This is a genomic window from Citrobacter sp. RHBSTW-00859, assembly GCF_013729795.1.
GTDB lineage: Bacteria > Pseudomonadota > Gammaproteobacteria > Enterobacterales > Enterobacteriaceae > Citrobacter > Citrobacter braakii.
This window is the reverse complement of the sequence record NZ_CP056284.1, coordinates 834,504-855,991: the sequence shown is the minus strand read 5'-3', so window position 1 is coordinate 855,991 and position 21,488 is coordinate 834,504. Positions and strand designations below refer to the sequence as shown.

Genomic DNA, 21,488 nt, shown 5'->3' with positions numbered 1-21,488 from the left:
CAGCGACATCCGGCAAAATAGTCCGAAACCCGTTATTCGCCTTTCTTCGCCGCCTGGATATACAGCATTTCCAGTGCCAGCGTAGCCGCCGCCAGCGCGGTGATCTCTGACTGATCATAGGCCGGAGCCACTTCCACCACATCCATCCCGACGATATTCAGATCTATCAGACCACGTACCAGCTTGATCGCGCGATCGGAAGTCAGACCGCCGATCACGGGCGTACCGGTTCCTGGAGCAAACGCCGGATCGAGGCAGTCGATATCAAAGGTCAGATACACCGGCATATCACCAACAATCTGCTTAACCTGGGCGATGATGTCATCTACGCCGCGATCGTTCACCTGGCAAGCATCCAGCACGGTAAAGCCGTTATCTTTGTCGAACTCGGTACGAATACCGATCTGCACAGAGTGATTCGGATCGATCAGACCTTCGTTCGGCGCAGTGTAGAACATGGTACCGTGGTCGAATTCACAGCCGTTAGCGTAGGTGTCGGTGTGGGCATCAAAGTGCACCAGCGCCATTTTACCAAAGTGTTTAGCGTGCGCGCGCAGGAGCGGCAGCGTGACGAAGTGGTCACCGCCGAAAGAGAGCATGCGCTTACCGGCAGAAAGCAACTTCTCAGCATGTGCCTGCAGTTTTTCACTCATTTCACGGGCATCACCGAACGCATAAACCAGATCGCCGCAGTCCACCACGTTCAGGCGCTCGCGCATATCGAAGTCCCACGGGAAGCGATTGTGTTCCCACGCCAGGTTAGTGGAAACCTGACGGATCGCAGCCGGACCATGACGACCGCCCGCGCGGCCAGACGTTGCCATATCAAACGGTACGCCGGTGATCACCCAGTCGGCGTCGCTGTCGTACGGCATGAAGTTCATCGGCAGACGCAAAAAACCAAAGGCGTTAGAAACCAGGGAGTTGTCGTATTGATGACCTAAGGTGCTCATGTACTGACCTCTTTTAAAATCGGTGAAAAAAAATCCCCTCCGCGTCGTTAAGCCCGACGAGGAAGGGATTGATTTACGTGACTACTTGTATAGGCGAATTATCGCCGTTAATTTGCTCAGGTTCAAGCGAACCCCAACAGCATTACTCGTCTTCGAGATAGGTATATCCGTACAGTCCTGCCTCAAACTCTTCGAGGAACTGCTGCTGCAACTCGGTATCCAGATCGGTGTTTTTCACTTGATCACGGAACTGCGTTAGCAGGGTGTTCGGATCCAACTGCACATACTGCAGCATATCCGCCACGGTATCCCCTTCGTCAGACAGCTCAACTTCCACGCTGCCGTCAGGGAAGACGAACACGTCAACCGCTTCAGTATCACCGAACAGGTTGTGCATGTTGCCAAGGATCTCCTGGTACGCACCCACCATAAAGAAGCCCAGCATCGGCGGGTTCTCCGGGTCGTATTCCGGCATCGGCATGGTGGTCGCAATGCCGTCACCATCAACATAGTGGTCGATAGCGCCATCAGAGTCACAGGTGATATCCAGCAGCACCGCACGGCGCTCAGGAGCCTTGTTCAGCCCTTCCAGCGGCATCACCGGGAACAGCTGATCGATCCCCCACGCATCCGGCATCGACTGGAACAGCGAGAAGTTGACGTAAATCTTATCCGCCATACGTTCCTGCAACTCGTCGATAATCGGACGGTGCGCGCGGTTGCTCGGGTCGAGTTGTTTTTGCACATCGTGACACATGTTCAGATAGAGCTGTTCTGCCCACGCGCGTTCCTGCAGGCTAAAGGTTCCTGAAGAGTACCCAACGTGAATATCGTGCAGATCCATCTGGCTGTCGTGCAGCCATTCACGCAGCGAACGACGGGTTCCCGGCTCATGCATCTCTTGCCAGGTTTCCCACATGCTTTGCAGGGCACGCGGCGCATCGTCAGCCGGAGGCGTTGCTTCGGTATGCTCGCTACGCTCAACGCCGATAATGTTAGACACCAGCACGGTATGATGCGCGGTAACAGCGCGACCGGATTCGGTAATTACCGTCGGGTGCGGCAGACCGTGCTCTTCACAGGCGTCGCCAATGGCCCAGATGATGTTGTTCGCGTATTCGTTCAGGCCGTAGTTTACGGAGCAGTCAGACTGCGAACGGGTACCTTCGTAGTCTACACCCAGGCCACCGCCCACGTCGAAGCACTGGATATTTACGCCAAGCTTGTGCAGCTCAACGTAGAAACGCGCCGACTCACGTACGCCGGTGGCAATATCACGAATGTTCGCCATCTGTGAGCCGAGGTGGAAGTGCAGCAACTGAATACTGTCCAGACGACCGCGCTCGCGCAGCATTTCTACCAGTTGCAGCACCTGGTTTGCCGCCAGGCCAAATTTCGATTTCTCTCCGCCGGAGGACTGCCATTTGCCGGAACCCTGCGACGCCAGACGCGCACGCACGCCCAGACGCGGAACAACATTCAGTCGTTCAGCTTCATCCAGCACGATAGCGATTTCAGACATCTTCTCGATGACCAGATAGATCTTATGGCCCATCTTTTCGCCAATTAGCGCCAGGCGGATGTATTCGCGGTCTTTATAGCCGTTACACACGATCACGCTGCGGGTCATTCCGGCATGAGCCAGAACGGCCATCAGTTCAGCTTTAGAACCGGCTTCCAGCCCCAGCGGTTCGCCGGAGTGGATCAGCGATTCAATCACGCGACGGTGCTGGTTAACCTTGATCGGGTAAACGAGGAAATAGTCACCGTTGTAGCCGTAAGACTCACGGGCGCGCTTAAACGCGGCGTTAATCGAACGCAGACGGTGTTGCAGGATCTGCGGGAAGCAGAACAATGCAGGCAAACGCTGGCCCTGCGCTTCACGGGCTTTCACCAACTCAGCAAGGTCAACGCGCGCTTCTGGTACGTCGGGATCCGGGCACACGCTGATGTGGCCCAGTTCATTGACGTCATAGTAGTTATTACCCCACCAGGCAATATTGTAAGTACGCAGCATCTTGCTGGCTTCCTGGGAACTCATTGCAACCTCCTGCATGGAGCGTAGTACACCGTGTTCGCCTGCTGACGAAGGCGAACCCAAAGAAATGTCGTCAGACATAGCGAACCTCAAATTTTATTAACAAGTGTAAAACAGTTGACTACTATCGCAATCCGAAGACGCGATAACAACCCAAATACAGGCAGAATTTCCAGCAGATAGTGCTGACGCTCCGACTGTGCGACCGGTTTCTTTTTCATATCAATGTAAACACGTAACCGAACTTAATGCTGACGGTTCGGCGAAACCACGAGAAAACTCTTGTTTACCAAGAGCGCCCTTGTTCAGTTCTTAGTGACCGTTGCCGGCCCTGGAGTCCTGAGAAGCGCCGAGATGGGTATAACATCGGCAGGTATGCAAGATGCAGATTGCGGGGGACATATGTACACCAGAACGGTGCGACAGATTCAGCAGAATACAACGGTTCATTATCTCGTATCACCTCCACGGTTGCTCCTGACGGAACGAACCCACAAGCCAAAGCTAAAGTTTTAACCCGGCTGGAAGTGGCAACACGATGAAAACGTCGTGTGCTTTTTTGTCTATCCTCAATAAATCGAGTTGCGGGAAGGCGGCAACGCAGTGAATCCCCAGGCGCTTACAGGAGTAAGTGACTGGGCGAGTATTGCCAACGCACATGCAACTTGAAGTATGACGGATATGAGCCGCGCGCCGCGTTTTATACCGACAACAGTACGAAAAAGCAAAAGATAAATACGCGCATTGCCAGCACCGTCAGGAAAAATTTCCAGTTACATTTTCAGTACAATGCGAGCTCAATCAAAAAAAGCTGGAAATCAGGCGCAGAACCGATTTAGAATAGCCGTCCAGATGTTAATCCATCTATACCGATTAACACTCAGACTGCCAGTGTCCGTCATCTGCAGACTCATGGTAGAATCTTCTACACATGGCTATTCCACTCGACAGTTTGAGCTAACTACATTCTCCTTAGGTGAAATTAAATATGGCAAAACACCTTTTTACGTCCGAGTCCGTATCAGAAGGGCATCCTGACAAAATCGCTGACCAAATCTCTGATGCCGTGCTGGATGCAATCCTGGAGCAGGATCCGAAAGCACGCGTTGCCTGCGAAACCTACGTCAAAACCGGCATGGTTTTAGTTGGCGGTGAGATCACCACCAGCGCATGGGTTGATATCGAAGAGATCACCCGTAACACGGTTCGCGAAATTGGCTATGTGCATTCCGACATGGGCTTTGATGCCAACTCTTGTGCGGTACTGAGCGCGATTGGTAAACAGTCTCCGGACATCAACCAGGGTGTTGACCGTGCGGATCCGCTGGAACAGGGCGCAGGCGACCAGGGTCTGATGTTTGGTTATGCAACCAACGAAACCGACGTTCTGATGCCAGCCCCGATTACCTATGCTCACCGTCTGGTGCAGCGTCAGGCTGAAGTGCGTAAAAACGGCACCTTATCCTGGCTGCGACCGGATGCAAAAAGCCAGGTAACCTTCCAGTATGACGACGGTAAAATCGTCGGTATTGATGCGGTTGTTCTGTCGACTCAGCACTCTGAAGATATCGATCAGAAATCGCTGCAAGAAGCCGTTATGGAAGAGATCATCAAGCCGGTACTGCCGACTGAATGGCTGACAGCTTCAACCAAGTTCTTCATCAACCCAACTGGTCGTTTCGTTATCGGCGGTCCAATGGGTGACTGCGGTCTGACGGGTCGTAAAATCATCGTTGATACCTACGGCGGCATGGCCCGTCACGGCGGCGGCGCATTCTCTGGTAAGGATCCGTCTAAAGTTGACCGTTCCGCAGCTTATGCAGCCCGCTACGTAGCGAAAAACATCGTTGCCGCTGGCCTGGCTGACCGTTGTGAGATTCAGGTTTCCTACGCAATCGGCGTGGCTGAACCGACCTCTATCATGGTGGAAACGTTCGGTACTGAAAAAGTGCCTTCAGAGCAGCTGACCCTGCTGGTGCGTGAGTTCTTCGACCTGCGCCCGTATGGCCTGATTCAGATGCTGGATCTGCTGCACCCGATTTACAAAGAAACCGCCGCTTACGGTCACTTTGGTCGCGAACATTTCCCATGGGAAAAAACCGACAAAGCCGCCCTGCTGCGTGAAGCTGCCGGTCTGAAGTAATACCCCTACGGCTCAACGCTTATGAAGACCAGCCTCGTGCTGGTCTTTTTTTATGTCATTTGCTCTCCCATCCCCCATCGCTATAACCACGCTAATTTCATTTGCTTCAATAACAAATGAAAGCGATTACATAGCACGATATTTCTATACACCTTGAATTCACATCTCTTCGTTACCAGCATTGCATCACTGTTACATCATATTTCAGCATTGTCTTAAAATCAGCCAATCAACTTTATTCTATAATAATAAATAATGTTAACTTTCAACGCATTAAACAATAATCCACATGAATGCAAGTGTAACCGATTACACTAATGTGATGTGATTCGCATTTTTTTACCCCGTACTCACCTACCCTTAACATCAACAAAACTAGCTACCCAACGGAGGGCATCATGCCTGACAATAAAAAAACGGGGCATTCCAACAAAGCCATGACATTTTTTGTCTGCTTCCTGGCAGCCCTGGCTGGATTACTTTTTGGCCTGGATATCGGTGTTATTGCCGGTGCTTTACCATTCATCACCGACGAGTTCCAAATTACCCCACACACTCAGGAATGGGTGGTGAGTTCCATGATGTTTGGTGCGGCAGTGGGCGCCGTCGGCAGCGGTTGGCTCTCCTTCAAGCTGGGACGTAAAAAAAGCCTGATGATCGGCGCAATCCTGTTTGTTGCCGGTTCGCTGTTCTCCGCCGCAGCGCCAAACGTTGAAGTGCTGCTGGTTTCCCGCGTGCTGCTCGGCCTGGCAGTCGGCGTTGCGTCTTATACCGCACCGTTGTACCTGTCCGAAATCGCCCCGGAAAAAATTCGCGGCAGCATGATTTCTATGTATCAGTTAATGATCACTATCGGTATTTTAGGTGCGTATCTTTCCGATACGGCGTTTAGCTACAGCGGCGCATGGCGCTGGATGCTGGGCGTGATCATCATCCCTGCCCTGTTACTGCTGGTTGGCGTCATCTTCCTGCCGGACAGCCCGCGTTGGTTTGCGGCTAAACGTCGTTTTGTCGATGCCGAACGCGTTCTGTTGCGTCTGCGTGACACCAGCGCTGAAGCCAAACGCGAGCTGGATGAAATTCGTGAAAGCCTGCAAGTGAAGCAGAGCGGCTGGGCGCTGTTTAAAGAAAACAGCAACTTCCGCCGCGCGGTTTTCCTTGGCGTCCTGCTACAGGTGATGCAGCAGTTCACCGGGATGAACGTCATTATGTATTACGCGCCAAAAATCTTTGAGCTGGCGGGTTACACCAACACCACCGAACAGATGTGGGGGACCGTTATTGTCGGTCTGACCAACGTGCTGGCAACCTTTATCGCCATTGGCCTGGTTGACCGCTGGGGCCGTAAACCTACGCTGATCCTCGGCTTTATCGTCATGGCCGTCGGTATGGGCGTGCTGGGTACAATGATGCACGTGGGTATTCACTCGCCAGCCGCACAATACTTCGCTGTGCTGATGCTGCTAATGTTTATCGTTGGCTTTGCGATGAGCGCCGGTCCGCTGATTTGGGTACTGTGCTCTGAAATCCAGCCGCTGAAAGGTCGCGATTTCGGCATCACCTGCTCTACCGCAACTAACTGGATTGCCAACATGATTGTCGGCGCAACCTTCCTGACGATGCTGAACTCGCTGGGCAGCGCCAACACCTTCTGGGTCTACGGTGGCCTGAACGTACTGTTCATCTTCCTGACCCTGTGGCTGATCCCTGAAACTAAAAACGTCTCTCTGGAACACATTGAACGTAACCTGATGAAAGGTCGTAAACTGCGCGAAATTGGCGCACACGACTAATCACGTTAGGCTTCCTCCCAAGCGGGAGGGAGCCTTCCTCTTGCAGTCCCTTCCCTGTCGCACTATCCTCTGGCGTTATGAAAACCTCCCGTCTCCCGATCGCCATCCAGCAAGCCGTTATGCGCAGCCTGCGGGAAAAACTCGCTCAGGCCAATCTCAAGCTCGAACGCCAATACCTGGAACCAAAGCTGGTTTACCAACAGCGCGGAACCGCCGCGGGTACCGCGTGGCTACAAACCTACGAAATTCGTCTTAATCCAGTTTTGCTGATGGAGAATGTTGACGCGTTCGTTAACGAAGTGGTGCCCCATGAACTGGCGCATCTACTGGTGTGGAAACACTTTGGCCGCGTACCGCCGCACGGGAAAGAGTGGAAATGGATGATGGAGAGCGTGCTGGGCGTACCGGCCCGGCGCACGCATCAGTTTGAGCTGCAATCCGTGCAGCGTAAGACCTTTACATACCGCTGTAAGTGTCAGGAACACCAACTGACCGTCCGCCGCCATAACCGCGTTGTACGCGGCGAAGCCACCTACCGCTGCGTCCACTGCGGTGAACCGTTGGTTGCAGAATAATCTTCAGAATTATCAGGAACTTTTCTGATCTAACTGATTGCATACAGGAATGACTTTCGCTACGTTGCGGGCTCGTTTTGACACGGAGTTCGTGATGTACCGTAATCTTTCTTTTGCTGCGGCCCTGTTAGCCGCTGCGTTTTCAGGCTCGGTTTTAGCCGAAGGCATCAACAGTTTTTCTCAGGCAAAAGCAGCAGGCGTTAAAGTTAACGCCGATGCGCCAGGCGATTTCTATTGCGGATGTAAAATTAACTGGCAAGGAAAAAAAGGGGTCGTTGACCTCGAATCCTGCGGCTATAAAGTGCGAAAAAATGAAAACCGCGCCAGTCGAATTGAATGGGAACACGTTGTCCCCGCCTGGCAATTTGGTCATCAGCGCCAGTGCTGGCAGGACGGAGGGCGTAAAAACTGCGCTAAAGATCCGGTCTATCGCAAAATGGAAAGCGATATGCATAACCTGCAGCCCGCGGTGGGTGAGGTCAATGGCGATCGCGCAAACTTTATGTACAGCCAGTGGAACGGTGGTGAAGGCCAATATGGACAATGCACCATGAAGGTTGACTTCAAAGAGAAAGTTGCCGAGCCGCCAGCCCGCGCCCGTGGCGCCATCGCGCGTACCTATTTTTACATGCGTGACCAATACAACCTGACGCTCTCCCGCCAGCAAACTCAGCTTTTTAATGCCTGGAATAAGCAGTATCCGGTCACCGATTGGGAGTGTGAGCGCGACGAACGCATTGCGAAGGTACAGGGGAACCATAACCCCTATGTGCAACGCGCTTGCCAGGCGCAAAAGAGCTAACCTACACTAGCAGCAATATTTTTTAACCATGCCCTGGCCTTTTGCAGCCCAGGGCCATGACGCGGATGTTTAACTATGCGCATTCCTCGCATTTATCACCCTGAGCCACTCACTTCCGGCAGCCAAATTTCACTGTGTGAAGATGCAGCCAACCATATCGGCCGCGTGCTGCGTATGGGGCCAGGCCAGGCGCTACAGCTGTTTGATGGCAGCAATCAGGTATTCGACGCCGAAATCACCCACGCCAGTAAGAAAAGCGTGGACGTGAAGGTGCTTAACGCTGAACTCGACGATCGAGAATCGCCGCTACACATCCACCTGGGCCAGGTGATGTCGCGGGGTGAAAAAATGGAATTTACTATCCAAAAATCGATTGAACTGGGTGTAAGCCTCATTACGCCACTTTTTTCTGAGCGCTGCGGCGTTAAACTGGACAGCGAACGCCTGAACAAGAAGCTCCAGCAGTGGCAGAAAATCGCCATTGCCGCCTGCGAACAGTGCGGTCGTAATCGGGTGCCTGAAATTCGCCCGGCGATGGATCTGGAAGCGTGGTGCGCCGAACAGGATGAAGGTCTGAAACTGAACCTGCATCCCCGCGCCAGCGCCAGCATCAATACGCTGCCGCTCCCGGTGGAACGCATCCGCTTGCTGATTGGCCCCGAAGGTGGGCTGTCGGCAGATGAAATTGCCATGACCGCACGATATCAATTTACTGATATTCTGTTAGGACCTCGCGTTCTGCGTACTGAGACAACTGCGCTCACCGCCATCACCGCGCTACAGGTGCGTTTTGGCGATCTGGGCTAACGGAGAAGAACAATGATCAAGCTCGGCATCGTGATGGATCCCATCGCAAGCATCAATATCAAGAAAGATTCCAGCTTCGCTATGCTGCTGGAAGCGCAACGTCGCGGTTACGAAATTCATTATATGGAAATGGCCGATCTCTATCTGATCAACGGTGAAGCCCGCGCCCGTACGCGTACCCTGAGCGTAGAGCAGAACTACGACAAATGGTATGAGTTCAATAGCGAGCAAGATCTCCCGCTGGCAGATCTGGACGTCATTCTGATGCGTAAGGATCCGCCGTTTGATACCGAGTTCATCTACGCAACCTATATTCTGGAACGTGCAGAGGAGAAAGGGACGCTAATCGTCAACAAACCGCAGAGCCTGCGTGATTGTAACGAGAAGCTGTTCACCGCATGGTTTGCCGACCTGACGCCGGAAACGCTGGTTACGCGTAACAAAGCGCAGCTGAAAGCCTTCTGGCAAAAACACAGCGACATCATTCTCAAACCGCTGGACGGCATGGGCGGCGCATCTATTTTCCGCGTCAAGGAAGGCGATCCGAACCTTGGCGTTATTGCCGAAACACTGACCGAGCACGGTACCCGTTATTGCATGGCGCAGAACTATCTGCCAGCAATTAAAGACGGCGATAAACGCGTGCTGGTGGTCGATGGCGAACCCGTTCCGTACTGCCTGGCGCGTATTCCACAAGGCGGCGAAACCCGTGGCAACCTGGCAGCCGGCGGTCGTGGCGAGCCGCGTCCATTAACCGACAGCGACTGGGAAATTGCACGTCGCATTGGGCCAACGCTGAAAGCAAAAGGTTTGATTTTTGTCGGTCTGGATATCATTGGCGACCGTCTGACGGAAATTAACGTCACCAGCCCAACCTGTATTCGTGAAATTGAAGCGGAGTTCCCGGTTTCGATTACCGGTATGCTGATGGACGCCATCGAGGCACGTTTGCAGAAATAAATAAGTTGCCGGATGGCGATGCCTTCGCGTCTTATCCGGCCTACATTCGCACCCCGTAGGCCGGATAAGGCGAAGCCGCCATCCGGCAAAGCTATCTTCAGAGGGTGACATCTTCGCGCTTTGCCCACATACTGGGCTCTGTTGCTTTTTTGAACCAGGAAACAGAACCTCTGACAATGAATTTACAGCATCACTTTCTAATTGCCATGCCTGCTCTCCAGGATCCGATTTTCCGCCGTTCCGTGGTGTATATCTGTGAACACAATGAGAACGGAGCAATGGGGATTATCGTCAATAAGCCTCTGGAAAACTTACAAATTGAAGGGATTCTGGAAAAGCTGAAGATTACTCCAGAAGCACGCGATCCTGCCATTCGTCTGGACAAACCGGTGATGCTCGGCGGCCCGCTGGCGGAAGACCGTGGATTTATTCTACACACCCCGCCGTCACGCTTTGCCTCCAGTATTCGCATTTCAGATAACACTATCATCACCACCTCCCGCGATGTACTTGAAACCCTTGGTACGCAGGAGCAGCCATCCGAAGTGCTGGTTGCGCTGGGCTATTCATCATGGGAAAAAGGTCAACTGGAACAAGAGCTACTGGATAACGCCTGGCTCACTGCTCCCGCAGACCTCAACATCTTATTTAAAACGCCGATTGCCGACCGCTGGCGCGATGCGGCGAAGCTTATCGGGATTGATATTCAGACCATGCCTGGCGTGGCGGGACACGCCTGATGAGCGAAACATTACTCTCTTTTGATTTTGGTACGAAAAGTATCGGCGTCGCGGTTGGTCAACGCATTACCGGTACAGCGAGACCCTTGCCCGCCATCAAAGCACAGGACGGCACGCCAGACTGGAGTTTGATTGAACGCCTGCTAAAAGAGTGGCAGCCGGACGAAATCATTGTCGGCCTGCCGCTCAATATGGATGGCACCGAACAACCCCTTACTGCGCGCGCGCGCAAATTCGCTAACCGCATTCACGGTCGCTTTGGCGTAACCGTAACGCTGCACGATGAACGTTTGAGCACCGTCGAAGCCCGCTCAGGCCTGTTTGAGCAAGGCGGATACCGGGCGTTAAATAAAGGCAAAGTAGATTCCGCTTCTGCCGTTATTATCCTTGAAAGCTATTTCGAGCAGGGCTACTAAAGTCGCCCCTGCGCCTGGCGCTGCTGCTGACTTTGTGCAAACGTCTGCATACCTGTCTGCTGCCCGGTTTGAATCACACCGGGTAGCTGATGCGTTTTCCCTTCACGGATCAAATTGCCCACGGCGGGAGTGTTGACGAGCAGTTCGAATAGCGCCACGCGTCCTCCCTGCTTATCTTCCTCCAACTTTTGCGAAAGTACCGCCCGCAGGCTGTCTGCCAGCTGGTTACGCACCGGATCTTTCTCCTGAGCGGGAAAGGTGTCCACCAGCCGCGCGATGGCCTGCGCCGCCCCTCGCGTATGTAAGGTTGCCAACACCAGATGCCCGGTCTCCGCTGCCGTTAAGGCCAAACGAATAGTTTCCACGTCGCGCAGCTCGCCCAGCAAAATGACGTCGGGATCTTCGCGTAACGCGCCGCGCAAACCGGCAGCAAAAGAAGCGCAGTGTACGCCTACCTCCCGCTGTTGAATAAGACAACGCTGGCTGGTGTAGCGATATTCAATCGGATCTTCCAGCGTCAGAATATGCCCCGCAATATGTTGATTAAGGTACTCCACCATCGCCGCCAGGGTGGTTGATTTACCGCTGCCGGTGGCTCCAGTGACCAGAACTAATCCATTTTCACCGTGCAGCAGTTCAGGTATGGCCTCCGGGGTCTGAAGATCGTCTAAACGAGGACATTCAAGCGGTAGCAATCTTAGCGCCAGCGAGGTTCCCTGCTGATGAGCAAATGCGCTGGCGCGTAGACGCCGGGAGTCCGCCAGCGTAAGGGCAAAATCAATCTGCCCCTGTTCCCGCCACTGTACCTGTTGTTGCTCACTGAGCCAGCACGTCAGCAGATTCTCCACGTCAGGGGGAGTAAATGGTGCTATTTCGACTTTTCCACCTATGCGCCAGCGCGCAGGCCATGCATTGCACAGGTGTAGATCCGACACGTTATGCTTTACACTAAGGGCCACTATTTCTTCCATATTCATATGAACATCCTCGGAAAATGAACGATATCGCGCATAACCTGGCACATGTCCGGGACAAAATCTCAGCCGCCGCGACGCGTTGCGGGCGGTCTTCAGAAGAAGTTATGTTGCTTGCAGTCAGCAAAACCAAACCTGCGAGCGCCATCGAAGAAGCCATGACCGCAGGGCAGCGTGCCTTCGGTGAAAACTATGTCCAGGAAGGGGTGGATAAGATCCGCTACTTTCAGGAAAAAGGCGTTAACGATCTGCAGTGGCACTTTATCGGCCCGCTGCAGTCGAACAAAAGTCGTCTGGTCGCTGAACATTTTGACTGGTGCCATACGATTGATCGTCTGCGTATCGCTGCCCGTCTGAGCGAACAGCGCCCTGCGGAACTGCCGCCGCTCAATGTGTTGATTCAGATTAATATCAGCGATGAGAACAGTAAGTCAGGTATTCCGCTTGCAGAGCTTGACGCACTGGCCGCTGAAGTCGCCGCGCTGCCACGCATTACCCTGCGTGGTCTGATGGCGATTCCGGCGCCAGAGTCAGATTATGTAAGGCAGTTTGAAGTTGCACAGCAAATGGCGGTAGCATTTGCCGGGTTGAAAACACGTTACCCAAGTATCGACACGCTCTCACTGGGGATGTCTGATGATATGGATGCCGCCATTGCGGCGGGTAGCACGATGGTGCGCATCGGCACTGCCATTTTTGGTGCTCGTGATTACACTAAAAAATAAGGAAAACTAAGGAACACCATGAATACGTTGACCTTCCTGCTCTCAACGGTAATTGAGCTGTATACCATGGCGCTGCTGCTGCGCGTGTGGATGCAATGGTCTCGCTGCGATTTCTACAACCCGTTCTCGCAGTTTATTGTGAAAATCACTCAGCCCATTATTGGGCCGTTACGCCGTATCATTCCCCCGATGGGGCCAATTGACAGCGCATCGGCATTAGTTGCGCTCGTTCTGAGCTTTATCAAGGCCATCGTGCTGTTTAAGGTGGTTACGTTCCAGCCGATCATCTGGATCGCCGCCGTGCTGATTGTCCTGAAGACTATCGGACTGCTGATTTTCTGGGTTCTGCTGGTGATGGCGATTATGAGCTGGGTCAGCCAGGGCCGCAGCCCTGTGGAGTACGTGCTGATTCAACTGGCGGATCCGCTGCTGCGTCCTATTCGTCGCTTACTTCCAGGCATGGGCGGGATCGATTTCTCGCCAATGATCCTGGTTCTGCTGCTGTATGTCATTAACATGGGCATCGCAGAAGTGTTACAGGCGACAGGTAACATGCTGCTGCCGGGGCTGTGGATGGCGTTATGAGTGCCGTTACCCCCTGCGATGACGGTCTGGTTTTACGGCTCTACATTCAGCCTAAAGCCAGCCGTGACAGTATTGTAGGTTTACATGGCGACGAGCTAAAAGTCGCCATTACCGCCCCACCAGTTGATGGGCAAGCCAATAGCCATCTGGTGAAGTTTCTCGGCAAACAGTTCCGCGTGGCAAAAAGCCAGGTCGTCATTGAGAAGGGCGAGCTTGGTCGTCACAAACAGGTTAAAATCATTCATCCGCAACAGATCCCGCCCGAAATTGCGGCGCTAACTGATTAGGTATCCCATGCAAAAAGTTGTCCTCGCGACCGGCAACGCCGGTAAAGTGCGTGAACTCGCCTCTCTTCTGAGTGATTTCGGTCTTGATGTTGTTGCCCAAACGGATCTGGGTGTTGATTCTGCAGAAGAGACCGGGCTGACGTTTATTGAGAACGCCATTCTGAAGGCTCGTCATGCCGCGCAAATTACCGGTTTACCCGCCATTGCTGATGACTCCGGTCTGGCGGTAAATGCCCTTGGCGGCGCGCCGGGCATCTATTCAGCCCGCTATTCCGGCGAAGATGCAACCGATCAGCAGAACCTGGAAAAACTGCTCCACACCCTGCAGGATGTTCCTGATGACAAGCGCCAGGCACAATTCCACTGCGTGCTGGTATATATGCGCCATGCAGACGATCCAACACCTGTGGTTTGCCACGGACGCTGGCCGGGCGTTATTGCCCGTGAACCTGCCGGAAACGGTGGTTTTGGCTACGACCCAATCTTCTTTGTGCCCTCTGAAGGGAAAACCGCCGCCGAACTGACCCGCGAAGAAAAGAGCGCGATTTCTCACCGCGGACAAGCACTGAAGCTGCTGCTGGATGCCCTGCGTAATGGTTAAGCTTCCGCCGTTAAGTCTTTACATACACATCCCGTGGTGCGTGCAGAAATGCCCGTACTGCGACTTCAACTCGCATGCGCTTAAAGGCGAAGTCCCTCATGACGACTATGTGCAGCATCTGCTGAGCGATCTGGATTCTGAGGTGGCCCACGCCCAGGGCCGCGAGGTAAAGACGATTTTTATCGGTGGTGGTACGCCGAGCCTGCTTTCTGGCCCGGCAATGCAAACGCTGCTCGACGGCGTGCGCGCACGGCTGAATCTCGCCGCAGATGCAGAAATCACGATGGAGGCGAATCCCGGTACGGTGGAAGCCGATCGCTTTGTGGATTATCAACGTGCTGGCGTAAACCGTATCTCCATTGGTGTACAGAGCTTTAGCTCCGCCAAACTCGAACGTCTGGGACGTATTCACGGACCGGAAGAAGCCAAACGTGCAGCGCACCTGGCGAGCGGTCTGGGACTACGCAGCTTTAACCTCGACCTGATGCACGGTTTACCGGATCAGACGCTGGAAGAGGCGCTGGGCGATTTACAGCAGGCCATCGCGCTCAACCCGCCGCATCTTTCCTGGTATCAGTTGACCATCGAGCCGAATACGCTGTTCGGGTCCCGACCACCGGTATTACCGGACGACGACGCGCTGTGGGATATTTTTGAGCAAGGCCACCAGTTGCTGACCGCCGCGGGGTATCAGCAGTACGAAACCTCAGCCTACGCCAGACCGGGTTATCAGTGTCAGCACAACCTAAATTACTGGCGTTTTGGCGACTACTTAGGCATTGGTTGCGGCGCGCACGGCAAAGTCACTTTCCCAGACGGTCGCATCCTGCGCACTACCAAAACGCGACATCCGCGCGGATACATGCAAGGACGTTATCTGGAAAGCCAGCGAGATGTCGCCGAGGCCGATAAGCCGTTTGAGTTCTTTATGAACCGTTTCCGGCTGCTGGAAGCCGCGCCTCGCGCGGAGTTCACGCAATATACCGGGCTTACCGAAGACGTTATTCGTCGACAGATCGATGAGGCCATTGCCCAGGGCTATCTGAGTGAATGCGATGAATACTGGCAGATTACCCAACACGGTAAGCTATTTTTGAATTCTCTGCTGGAGCTGTTTCTGGCGGAGTAATCTCTGTGCGCCTGTCGGCGCATTTTCTTCTACAAATTCCTCTAAATATTGTACTCGGAAAAACCGAGTACAATGCACGTCATTTATTGACAATACCCATATTAATTATTTTATTCATTTTAAATAGCCTCTTCACCAACATAAATATATTGAACACAGCGCACAAAATAAGATCAAACTGCTGCCATGCAAAAGGTATGTGATCTATATAGTGGATAGATGTCTGACAACTATATTAATTTATCATACAGAAAAAGGTGAACCATCATCAGATGTCAACCAATTACTGTACCTTAAAGCACGGAGCTTACTTATGAAAATCAAAACCTTTTCCCGCTCGCTAGTCTGTGCGTCCTTGTTGGCGCTACTTAGCACTGGCGCAAATGCTGCTGAAAAAGTGACTCTCAAACTGGCACACAACCTTGAACGTAGCCATGTGGTTCACCAGGCTTTCGAAGAAATGGCCAAAGAGGTAAAACAACTCTCCGACGGTAAAATGATTGTACGTATATATCCCAGTAGCCAAATGGGTAATGCCCGAGAAACGATGGAGTTGTTACAAAATGGCGCGTTGGATATGACAAAAGGTTCTGCCAGTGATTTAGAGTCATTTGATAATATTTATGCCATTTATAATTTACCTTTCTTATTTAAAGATCAAAACCATTTCAATAACGTTGTATTTGGTGAGGTAGGTAAAGACATTATGGAATCCACAAAAGAAAAGGGATTCTTTGCGTTATCTGCTTACGTTGCCGGCACGCGTAGTTTTTATGCCAAAAAACCTATTACCAAACCAGAGGATCTGAAAGGTCTGAAAGTCCGCGTTCAACCCAGCCCCACAACCATTAAAATGGTTGAACTGATGGGCGGATCGCCGACCCCCATTTCCTTCGGTGAGGTTTATACCGCTATGCAACAAGGTGTAGTGGATGGCGCAGAGAATAACGTTCCATCGTGGGTGCAAACACGTCATATCGAAATAGCTAAAGTCTTCTCCGAAGATGAGCACGCCTCTATTCCAGATTTTCTCGTTATCTCAACCAAAACATGGAATAAGCTGACCCCGGAGCAACAACAGATCCTTCGTCAAGCGGCTAAAAATTCCGAGGCTTATCAACAAAAGTTGTGGGATAAAATCGATGCTGATACCCGCGCTCAAGCAAAAGCTATGGGTGGCGAGATTATCAAAGTTGATAAAGCCCCTTTCCGCGCCGCTGTTCAACCGCTGTTTGATGACTTCAAAAAAGACCCAAAACATGCAGCCTTGCTGGCGAAGTTTGAAGACGCAGTACAATAACCCTTTGGGCCATTGATTGGCCCTGTTTCACCAGGAAACTCACCATGATATTTAACCGCCTTAAGCTTGCGGTAGACCGCGTCATTGCCGCATTTTCGGTCATCGTAATGATTGCGCTGGTAGTGTGCGTAGTCTGGCAAGTTTTTAGCCGCTACGTGCTCAATCAGCCCAGCACCTTAACTGACGAACTGGCGCGCTTCTTAATGATCTGGGTCGGATTATTAGGTGCAGCCTATACCGTAGGCGCCCAGCGCCACCTGTCTATCGATCTACTGTTCATGTCGATTAATAAACGTAAACAGGCGTTATTGAGCTTATTCATTAATCTGCTGATTTTTAGCTTTGCAGGTTCAGTCATCGTTACCGGCGGTATCAAGCTGATTAATAAAACGCTGGCAACGGTGCAAGTTTCTGCGGCCATGCAAATTCCAATGGGTTACGTGTATATCATCCTGCCGCTCAGCGGCGCAGTCATGATGTTCTATGCCCTGTGGTTTATTCACCAAAATATTCAGCAACTGAAACAATCTTCGCAGGGGGTAATTTGATGGAAGGCTATATCGCACTAACCCTGTTTGGCTGCTTCTTTGTCCTGGTGTTCATTGGCGTACCTATTTCGTTCTCCATCGGTATCGCCACTGTAGCCTCAATGCTGCTGATGTTTCCTTGGGATGTTGCCGTTATCACTGTCTCTCAGCGTCTGGCAAACGGATTAGATAATTTTGCCCTATTGGCGATCCCGTTTTTCATTTTCGCAGGTACGCTGATGAACAGCGGTGGGATCGCCATCCGGCTAATTAACCTGGCGCAGGTGATGGTTGGGCGAGTTCCCGGCTCACTTGGTCATGTCAACGTGCTGGCAAACATGATGTTTGGTTCGATATCCGGCTCTGCCGTTGCCGCTGCTGCAGCCGTTGGCGGTACGCTTAATCCTATTCAGACAAAGCAAGGATACGACCCAACCTTCTCGACAGCCGTTAACGTTTCCTCCTGTATTACCGGGCTGTTAATTCCACCATCAAATGTGTTAATTGTGTTTTCTCTTACTGCTGGCGGTGTTTCAGTTGCTTCGTTGTTTATGGCGGGTTATTTACCAGGGATCCTGATGGGGCTTTCGATCATGGTGGTATGCGCCATTATCGCCAAACGCCGTGGTTATCCCCTGTCGGAAAGACCAACCTGCGCACAGGCAGTAAAAGCACTTCTGGATGCGCTACCGAGTCTGTTACTGGTCATCATTGTGATGGGGGGTATTTTAGGTGGGATCTTTACCGCAACAGAAGCCTCAGCGATTGCGGTCGTCTACACCTTCATTCTCTCGGTGCTGATTTACCGGGAAGTAAAATGGCGCGATTTACCAAAGCTGATCCTGGAATCAGTCGTGATGACCTCTATCGTACTGTTACTGATCGGCTTCTCTGTCGGCATGTCCTGGGCGATGACCAATGCCGATATTCCCTACATGATCAGTGACACATTAATGGGTATTTCCGATAATCCACTGATCATCCTACTGTTAATCAATATTGTACTACTGGTTGTTGGGATCTTTATGGATATGACACCGGCAGTCCTGATCTTTACCCCCATTTTCTTGCCAATCGCTCAAGAGTTAGGTATGGATCCGGTACATTTCGGCATCATGATGGTCGCCAACCTGTGCATTGGTCTGCTGACACCGCCGGTAGGAAGTGCATTGTTTGTAGGCTGTTCGATTTCTGGCGTGAAGATCCAGCAATTGATCAAACCCCTGCTGCCGTTTTACGCCGCATTGCTGGTCGCACTGATGATGATCGTATACATTCCACAGATCTCTCTGTTTATTCCACAGATGCTGGGGTTGATGTAAATACGAAGAGTAACTGCTTCTGGAGAATGCCCCAACGCTACGGTAGGGGCATTTTTTATGCCATTAATACTGATTAAATATTTCCTGGATCTGCTTAGGATCCTTGGTTTGGGTCAGAGCCAGTTGCAGCAGAACACGCGCTTTTTGCGGGTTCAGAGAGCCTGAAGCCACAAATCCGTATTTCGCATCATCAACTTCAGCATCCTGGGTGGTGGCGCCCGTTGGTACACGGGATGAACGCACTACAACGGTACCTTTATGCGCGGCAGTTGCTAGCGTATCGAAAATGGTTTTATACAGGTTACCGTTACCTACACCCGCACTGACGATCCCGGCGTAACCCGCGTCTACCAATGCTTTAGCTGGCAGATCGGAGGCGTTAGCGTAGTTGTAAACAATCCCAACTTTCGGCAGCTCAGTCAGCTTAGATACATCGAACGGCGTGGATGTGGTGTGTTTTCGCGCAGGCGTACGCTGGTAGTCGATTTTACCGTTATGGATATAACCCAGCGGACCATAGTTAACGGATTTGAAAGTAGCGACATCCGTAGTGTTAGTTTTGGTCACGTCGCGACCATCCATAACGGTGTCGTTCATCACCACCAGCACACCACGGTTGGCAGAGGCTTTGTCTGCGGCGGTTACCACGGCGTTATACAGGTTGAACGGGCCATCAGCGCTCATACCCGTAGACGGACGCATTGCGCCGACCAGCACCACCGGCTTGTTGCACTTGACGGTGAGATCGAGGAAATAGGCGGTTTCTTCCATGGTATCCGTACCATGTGTTACCACGAAGCCGTCAGTTTTATCACACTCGGTATTAATCTTTTTCGCCAGCGTTAGCCAGACTTCGTCATTCATATCCTGGGAGCCGATGTTTACCACCTGCTCGCCTTTCACAACGGCGATATCTTTCAACTGAGGTACGGCATCAACCAAATTTTCTACGCCGACTTTGCCTGCCGTGTAGTTAGATTTTGTTGCAGAGTCACCACCGCCGGCAATCGTCCCGCCGGTAGCTAAAATAGTGATGTTTGGCAGTGCAAGCGCCGCGCCGCTGAAACCCATAACCAGTGCGGCAAGTGCCGTTCTCTTGAAAAACTCCATGTTATTTCTCCAGTTACTTGAATTTGCAGCATTATGTCTATCTTACAGATGAATAATGTGACGCCATCCAATTAACCAGATTTATATCTCCATCAAATTGTTATTCTTAGAGATGGATATCAAAAAAACAGAAAAATAGGTGATGCTGCCAACTTACTGATTTAGTGTATGATGGTGTTTTTGAGGTGCTCCAGTGGCTTCTGTTTCTATCAGCTGTCCCTCCTGTTCAGCTACTGACGGGGTGGTGCGTAACGGCAAAAGCACTGCCGGACATCAGCGCTATCTCTGCTCTCACTGCCGTAAAACATGGCAACTGCAGTTCACTTACACCGCTTCTCAACCCGGTACGCACCAGAAAATCATTGATATGGCCATGAATGGCGTTGGATGCCGGGCAACCGCCCGCATTATGGGCGTTGGCCTCAACACGATTTTACGTCACTTAAAAAACTCAGGCCGCAGTCGGTAACCTCGCGCATACAGCCGGGCAGTGACGTCATCGTCTGCGCGGAAATGGACGAACAGTGGGGCTACGTCGGTGCTAAATCACGTCAGCGCTGGCTGTTTTACGCGTATGACAGGATACGGAGGACGGTTGTGGCGCACGTCTTCGGTGAACGCACTCTGGCCACACTGGAGCGTCTTCTGAGCCTGCTGTCGGCCTTTGAGGTCGTGGTATGGATGACGGATGGCTGGCCGCTGTATGAATCCCGCCTGAAGGGAAAGCTGCACGTAATCAGCAAGCGTTACACTCAGCGCATTGAGCGACATAACCTGAATCTGAGACAACATCTGGCAAGGCTGGGACGGAAGTCACTGTCGTTCTCAAAATCGGTGGAGCTGCATGACAAGGTCATCGGGCATTATCTGAACATAAAACACTATCAGTAAGTTGGAGTCATTACCGAAAAATACAAAATAAAACGGCACAGAATGTTTCTGTGCCGTTAAAAAGAGGTGAAGATTATTTCAGAGTGCTAACCAGCGTTTTACGATCGTTTTCCAGCGTCACGACGCGGGCACAAACATCTTTGCCAAACTGCTGGAAGTCTTGTTCCTGATTCTTCCATTCGTTCTGAATTGAGGTTTGCAAACCTCCGAGGCTTCCGAGCACGCCCTGCAGCGGATTACCACCGCCTTTGAGCACGGCTTTTGCCCCCATCTCATTGATGCTGTCCTGCAAAATACCGCCCATCGCCTGATTGACCAGCTGTTGTCCATCCGCGCGGACCTGATCAATCGCCTTATAATGGAAGGTCAGGCCGTCAGTGCGATGCTCAATAATGCGGTTCATCTGCTCTTTCAATTGCGCATCCAGCTTAGTTAAGCGGCCACGCATGTTGCTGCTTTCGCCGACCTCTTTGGCGATGATTTTATCCAGCGCCACGCGACCTTTCTCCACGCGCGCTCTGGCACCTTCATCAATCCACGGCAGGCTGCTACGCAACGCCGCCTGATAATCTTTAGCCTGCTCACGCTGCGCGGCGTTCAGGTTGTACTGTTTACCGTTAAAGGTGACATCACCGGCCTGGGTAATGACCAGGTTGCCGTTCTCACCCTTCACCTGTACCGTTTGTGGACTCAAAATCACATCGTCACGCGGGGTGACGCTGCACTGATAATCAGCATGTGCGGCCATCGCCGTGAACGTTAGGACTGCCGCCAGCAGCGTTTTGCGCATCATATCTTTCCCTCAATACA

At 52.1% G+C, this 21,488-nt stretch carries 24 protein-coding genes; 17 read left to right on the top strand and 7 right to left on the bottom strand.

From position 1 onward, the window contains the following. Positions 1-32: 32 nt before the first annotated feature. From speB to HV302_RS28155, 4 genes are all read right to left on the bottom strand, one after another. On the bottom strand, positions 33-953 hold the full coding sequence (gene speB / locus HV302_RS04380; RefSeq protein WP_181626954.1) for an agmatinase: 921 nt from the start codon (positions 951-953) through the stop codon (positions 33-35). 142 nt (positions 954-1,095) lie between these two features. Next, positions 1,096-3,072 carry a biosynthetic arginine decarboxylase gene (gene speA / locus HV302_RS04375; RefSeq protein WP_016154389.1) on the bottom strand — a complete coding sequence of 659 codons (1,977 nt, stop codon included), beginning with the start codon at positions 3,070-3,072 and terminating at the stop codon, positions 1,096-1,098. 8 nt (positions 3,073-3,080) lie between these two features. Further along, positions 3,081-3,212 carry an acid stress response protein YqgB gene (gene yqgB, locus HV302_RS04370; protein ID WP_049041971.1) on the bottom strand — a complete coding sequence of 44 codons (132 nt, stop codon included), beginning with the start codon at positions 3,210-3,212 and terminating at the stop codon, positions 3,081-3,083. 91 nt (positions 3,213-3,303) lie between these two features. Next, on the bottom strand, positions 3,304-3,441 hold the full coding sequence (locus HV302_RS28155) for a hypothetical protein (RefSeq protein ID WP_269149342.1): 138 nt from the start codon (positions 3,439-3,441) through the stop codon (positions 3,304-3,306). 538 nt (positions 3,442-3,979) lie between these two features. Between HV302_RS28155 and metK the strand changes: the two genes are divergently transcribed. The 8 genes from metK to ruvX all read left to right on the top strand — a co-directional run bounded on the left by metK (position 3,980) and on the right by ruvX (position 11,227). Further along, positions 3,980-5,134, top strand: a complete 1,155-nt coding sequence (metK, locus tag HV302_RS04360; RefSeq protein ID WP_003027071.1) for a methionine adenosyltransferase — start codon at positions 3,980-3,982, stop codon at positions 5,132-5,134. A 398-nt stretch (positions 5,135-5,532) separates the two neighbouring features. Then, entirely contained in the window at positions 5,533-6,927 is a 1,395-nt protein-coding gene (gene galP, locus HV302_RS04355; protein ID WP_016154390.1) for a galactose/proton symporter, read from the top strand. Between the two features lie 77 nt (positions 6,928-7,004). Beyond that, entirely contained in the window at positions 7,005-7,502 is a 498-nt protein-coding gene (locus HV302_RS04350; RefSeq protein ID WP_049282159.1) for a SprT family zinc-dependent metalloprotease, read from the top strand. A 94-nt stretch (positions 7,503-7,596) separates the two neighbouring features. Continuing rightward, a complete protein-coding gene (gene endA, locus HV302_RS04345; protein WP_016154392.1) occupies positions 7,597-8,304 on the top strand; it encodes a deoxyribonuclease I in 708 nt (235 codons plus the stop codon). Between the two features lie 75 nt (positions 8,305-8,379). Continuing rightward, on the top strand, positions 8,380-9,111 hold the full coding sequence (gene rsmE, locus HV302_RS04340; RefSeq protein ID WP_016154393.1) for a 16S rRNA (uracil(1498)-N(3))-methyltransferase: 732 nt from the start codon (positions 8,380-8,382) through the stop codon (positions 9,109-9,111). A gap of 12 nt (positions 9,112-9,123) precedes the next feature. Next, the gene (gene gshB / locus HV302_RS04335) at positions 9,124-10,071 is read left to right on the top strand and encodes a glutathione synthase (protein ID WP_016154394.1); all 948 of its coding nucleotides are present in this window, start codon (positions 9,124-9,126) and stop codon (positions 10,069-10,071) included. Positions 10,072-10,247: 176 nt separating this feature from the next. Further along, complete coding sequence (locus HV302_RS04330) at positions 10,248-10,811, top strand: YqgE/AlgH family protein (RefSeq protein ID WP_016154395.1); 564 nt, start codon at positions 10,248-10,250, stop codon at positions 10,809-10,811. Beyond that, the gene (gene ruvX / locus HV302_RS04325; RefSeq protein ID WP_075847430.1) at positions 10,811-11,227 is read left to right on the top strand and encodes a Holliday junction resolvase RuvX; all 417 of its coding nucleotides are present in this window, start codon (positions 10,811-10,813) and stop codon (positions 11,225-11,227) included. The genes HV302_RS04330 and ruvX overlap by 1 nt, the downstream gene beginning before the upstream one ends. Here ruvX and HV302_RS04320 read toward each other — a convergent pair. After that, entirely contained in the window at positions 11,224-12,204 is a 981-nt protein-coding gene (locus HV302_RS04320) for a type IV pilus twitching motility protein PilT (protein WP_103928580.1), read from the bottom strand. The genes ruvX and HV302_RS04320 overlap by 4 nt on opposite strands. A gap of 17 nt (positions 12,205-12,221) precedes the next feature. Between HV302_RS04320 and HV302_RS04315 the strand changes: the two genes are divergently transcribed. The 8 genes from HV302_RS04315 (at position 12,222) to HV302_RS04280 (ending at position 18,677) form a co-directional block, all read left to right on the top strand. Next, positions 12,222-12,926 (top strand): YggS family pyridoxal phosphate-dependent enzyme, encoded by a 705-nt coding sequence (locus HV302_RS04315; RefSeq protein WP_016154400.1) that lies wholly within the window; start codon positions 12,222-12,224, stop codon positions 12,924-12,926. Positions 12,927-12,944: 18 nt separating this feature from the next. After that, entirely contained in the window at positions 12,945-13,511 is a 567-nt protein-coding gene (locus HV302_RS04310) for a YggT family protein (protein ID WP_016154401.1), read from the top strand. After that, positions 13,508-13,798, top strand: coding sequence for a DUF167 family protein YggU (yggU, locus tag HV302_RS04305; RefSeq protein WP_005123286.1), 291 nt, complete (start codon positions 13,508-13,510; stop codon positions 13,796-13,798). Before HV302_RS04310 ends, yggU begins: the two co-directional genes overlap by 4 nt. Positions 13,799-13,805: 7 nt before the next feature. Further along, a complete protein-coding gene (locus tag HV302_RS04300) occupies positions 13,806-14,399 on the top strand; it encodes an XTP/dITP diphosphatase (RefSeq protein WP_016154402.1) in 594 nt (197 codons plus the stop codon). Then, complete coding sequence (gene hemW, locus HV302_RS04295) at positions 14,392-15,528, top strand: radical SAM family heme chaperone HemW (RefSeq protein ID WP_047357839.1); 1,137 nt, start codon at positions 14,392-14,394, stop codon at positions 15,526-15,528. The genes HV302_RS04300 and hemW overlap by 8 nt, the downstream gene beginning before the upstream one ends. A gap of 313 nt (positions 15,529-15,841) precedes the next feature. After that, entirely contained in the window at positions 15,842-16,828 is a 987-nt protein-coding gene (locus HV302_RS04290) for a TRAP transporter substrate-binding protein (protein WP_016157444.1), read from the top strand. A 44-nt stretch (positions 16,829-16,872) separates the two neighbouring features. Next, positions 16,873-17,376 (top strand): TRAP transporter small permease, encoded by a 504-nt coding sequence (locus tag HV302_RS04285; RefSeq protein ID WP_181626953.1) that lies wholly within the window; start codon positions 16,873-16,875, stop codon positions 17,374-17,376. After that, positions 17,376-18,677: a TRAP transporter large permease gene (locus tag HV302_RS04280; RefSeq protein ID WP_016157446.1), complete on the top strand. Its 1,302-nt coding sequence runs from the start codon at positions 17,376-17,378 to the stop codon at positions 18,675-18,677. The genes HV302_RS04285 and HV302_RS04280 overlap by 1 nt, the downstream gene beginning before the upstream one ends. A gap of 63 nt (positions 18,678-18,740) precedes the next feature. Here the strand turns inward: HV302_RS04280 and ansB are convergent, their stop codons facing one another. Next, complete coding sequence (ansB, locus tag HV302_RS04275) at positions 18,741-19,787, bottom strand: L-asparaginase 2 (protein WP_137351894.1); 1,047 nt, start codon at positions 19,785-19,787, stop codon at positions 18,741-18,743. Positions 19,788-19,980: 193 nt separating this feature from the next. On the opposite strand from ansB, the gene HV302_RS04270 reads away from it, so the two are divergent. Further along, positions 19,981-20,678, top strand: a protein-coding gene (locus tag HV302_RS04270) for an IS1 family transposase (protein WP_223429336.1) whose coding sequence is annotated in 2 segments (ribosomal slippage) — positions 19,981-20,230 and positions 20,230-20,678 — 699 coding nt in all. Because the reading frame shifts where the segments join, the coding sequence is not laid out codon by codon here. A 73-nt stretch (positions 20,679-20,751) separates the two neighbouring features. On the opposite strand, the gene HV302_RS04265 is transcribed toward HV302_RS04270, so the two are convergent. Continuing rightward, positions 20,752-21,471 carry a DUF2884 domain-containing protein gene (locus tag HV302_RS04265; protein ID WP_016157447.1) on the bottom strand — a complete coding sequence of 240 codons (720 nt, stop codon included), beginning with the start codon at positions 21,469-21,471 and terminating at the stop codon, positions 20,752-20,754. Positions 21,472-21,488 lie beyond the last annotated feature (17 nt).

Excerpts from the sequence above, each read along its gene's own strand:
- speB (WP_181626954.1), bottom strand. The coding sequence starts at position 953 with ATGAGCACCTTAGGTCATCAATACGACAACTCCCTGGTTTCTAACGCC.
- speA (WP_016154389.1), bottom strand. The coding sequence starts at position 3,072 with ATGTCTGACGACATTTCTTTGGGTTCGCCTTCGTCAGCAGGCGAACAC.
- yqgB (WP_049041971.1), bottom strand. The coding sequence starts at position 3,212 with ATGAAAAAGAAACCGGTCGCACAGTCGGAGCGTCAGCACTATCTGCTG.
- HV302_RS28155 (WP_269149342.1), bottom strand. The coding sequence starts at position 3,441 with ATGAACCGTTGTATTCTGCTGAATCTGTCGCACCGTTCTGGTGTACAT.
- metK (WP_003027071.1), top strand. The coding sequence starts at position 3,980 with ATGGCAAAACACCTTTTTACGTCCGAGTCCGTATCAGAAGGGCATCCT.
- galP (WP_016154390.1), top strand. The coding sequence starts at position 5,533 with ATGCCTGACAATAAAAAAACGGGGCATTCCAACAAAGCCATGACATTT.
- HV302_RS04350 (WP_049282159.1), top strand. The coding sequence starts at position 7,005 with ATGAAAACCTCCCGTCTCCCGATCGCCATCCAGCAAGCCGTTATGCGC.
- endA (WP_016154392.1), top strand. The coding sequence starts at position 7,597 with ATGTACCGTAATCTTTCTTTTGCTGCGGCCCTGTTAGCCGCTGCGTTT.
- rsmE (WP_016154393.1), top strand. The coding sequence starts at position 8,380 with ATGCGCATTCCTCGCATTTATCACCCTGAGCCACTCACTTCCGGCAGC.
- gshB (WP_016154394.1), top strand. The coding sequence starts at position 9,124 with ATGATCAAGCTCGGCATCGTGATGGATCCCATCGCAAGCATCAATATC.
- HV302_RS04330 (WP_016154395.1), top strand. The coding sequence starts at position 10,248 with ATGAATTTACAGCATCACTTTCTAATTGCCATGCCTGCTCTCCAGGAT.
- ruvX (WP_075847430.1), top strand. The coding sequence starts at position 10,811 with ATGAGCGAAACATTACTCTCTTTTGATTTTGGTACGAAAAGTATCGGC.
- HV302_RS04320 (WP_103928580.1), bottom strand. The coding sequence starts at position 12,204 with ATGAATATGGAAGAAATAGTGGCCCTTAGTGTAAAGCATAACGTGTCG.
- HV302_RS04315 (WP_016154400.1), top strand. The coding sequence starts at position 12,222 with ATGAACGATATCGCGCATAACCTGGCACATGTCCGGGACAAAATCTCA.
- HV302_RS04310 (WP_016154401.1), top strand. The coding sequence starts at position 12,945 with ATGAATACGTTGACCTTCCTGCTCTCAACGGTAATTGAGCTGTATACC.
- yggU (WP_005123286.1), top strand. The coding sequence starts at position 13,508 with ATGAGTGCCGTTACCCCCTGCGATGACGGTCTGGTTTTACGGCTCTAC.
- HV302_RS04300 (WP_016154402.1), top strand. The coding sequence starts at position 13,806 with ATGCAAAAAGTTGTCCTCGCGACCGGCAACGCCGGTAAAGTGCGTGAA.
- hemW (WP_047357839.1), top strand. The coding sequence starts at position 14,392 with ATGGTTAAGCTTCCGCCGTTAAGTCTTTACATACACATCCCGTGGTGC.
- HV302_RS04290 (WP_016157444.1), top strand. The coding sequence starts at position 15,842 with ATGAAAATCAAAACCTTTTCCCGCTCGCTAGTCTGTGCGTCCTTGTTG.
- HV302_RS04285 (WP_181626953.1), top strand. The coding sequence starts at position 16,873 with ATGATATTTAACCGCCTTAAGCTTGCGGTAGACCGCGTCATTGCCGCA.
- HV302_RS04280 (WP_016157446.1), top strand. The coding sequence starts at position 17,376 with ATGGAAGGCTATATCGCACTAACCCTGTTTGGCTGCTTCTTTGTCCTG.
- ansB (WP_137351894.1), bottom strand. The coding sequence starts at position 19,787 with ATGGAGTTTTTCAAGAGAACGGCACTTGCCGCACTGGTTATGGGTTTC.
- HV302_RS04265 (WP_016157447.1), bottom strand. The coding sequence starts at position 21,471 with ATGATGCGCAAAACGCTGCTGGCGGCAGTCCTAACGTTCACGGCGATG.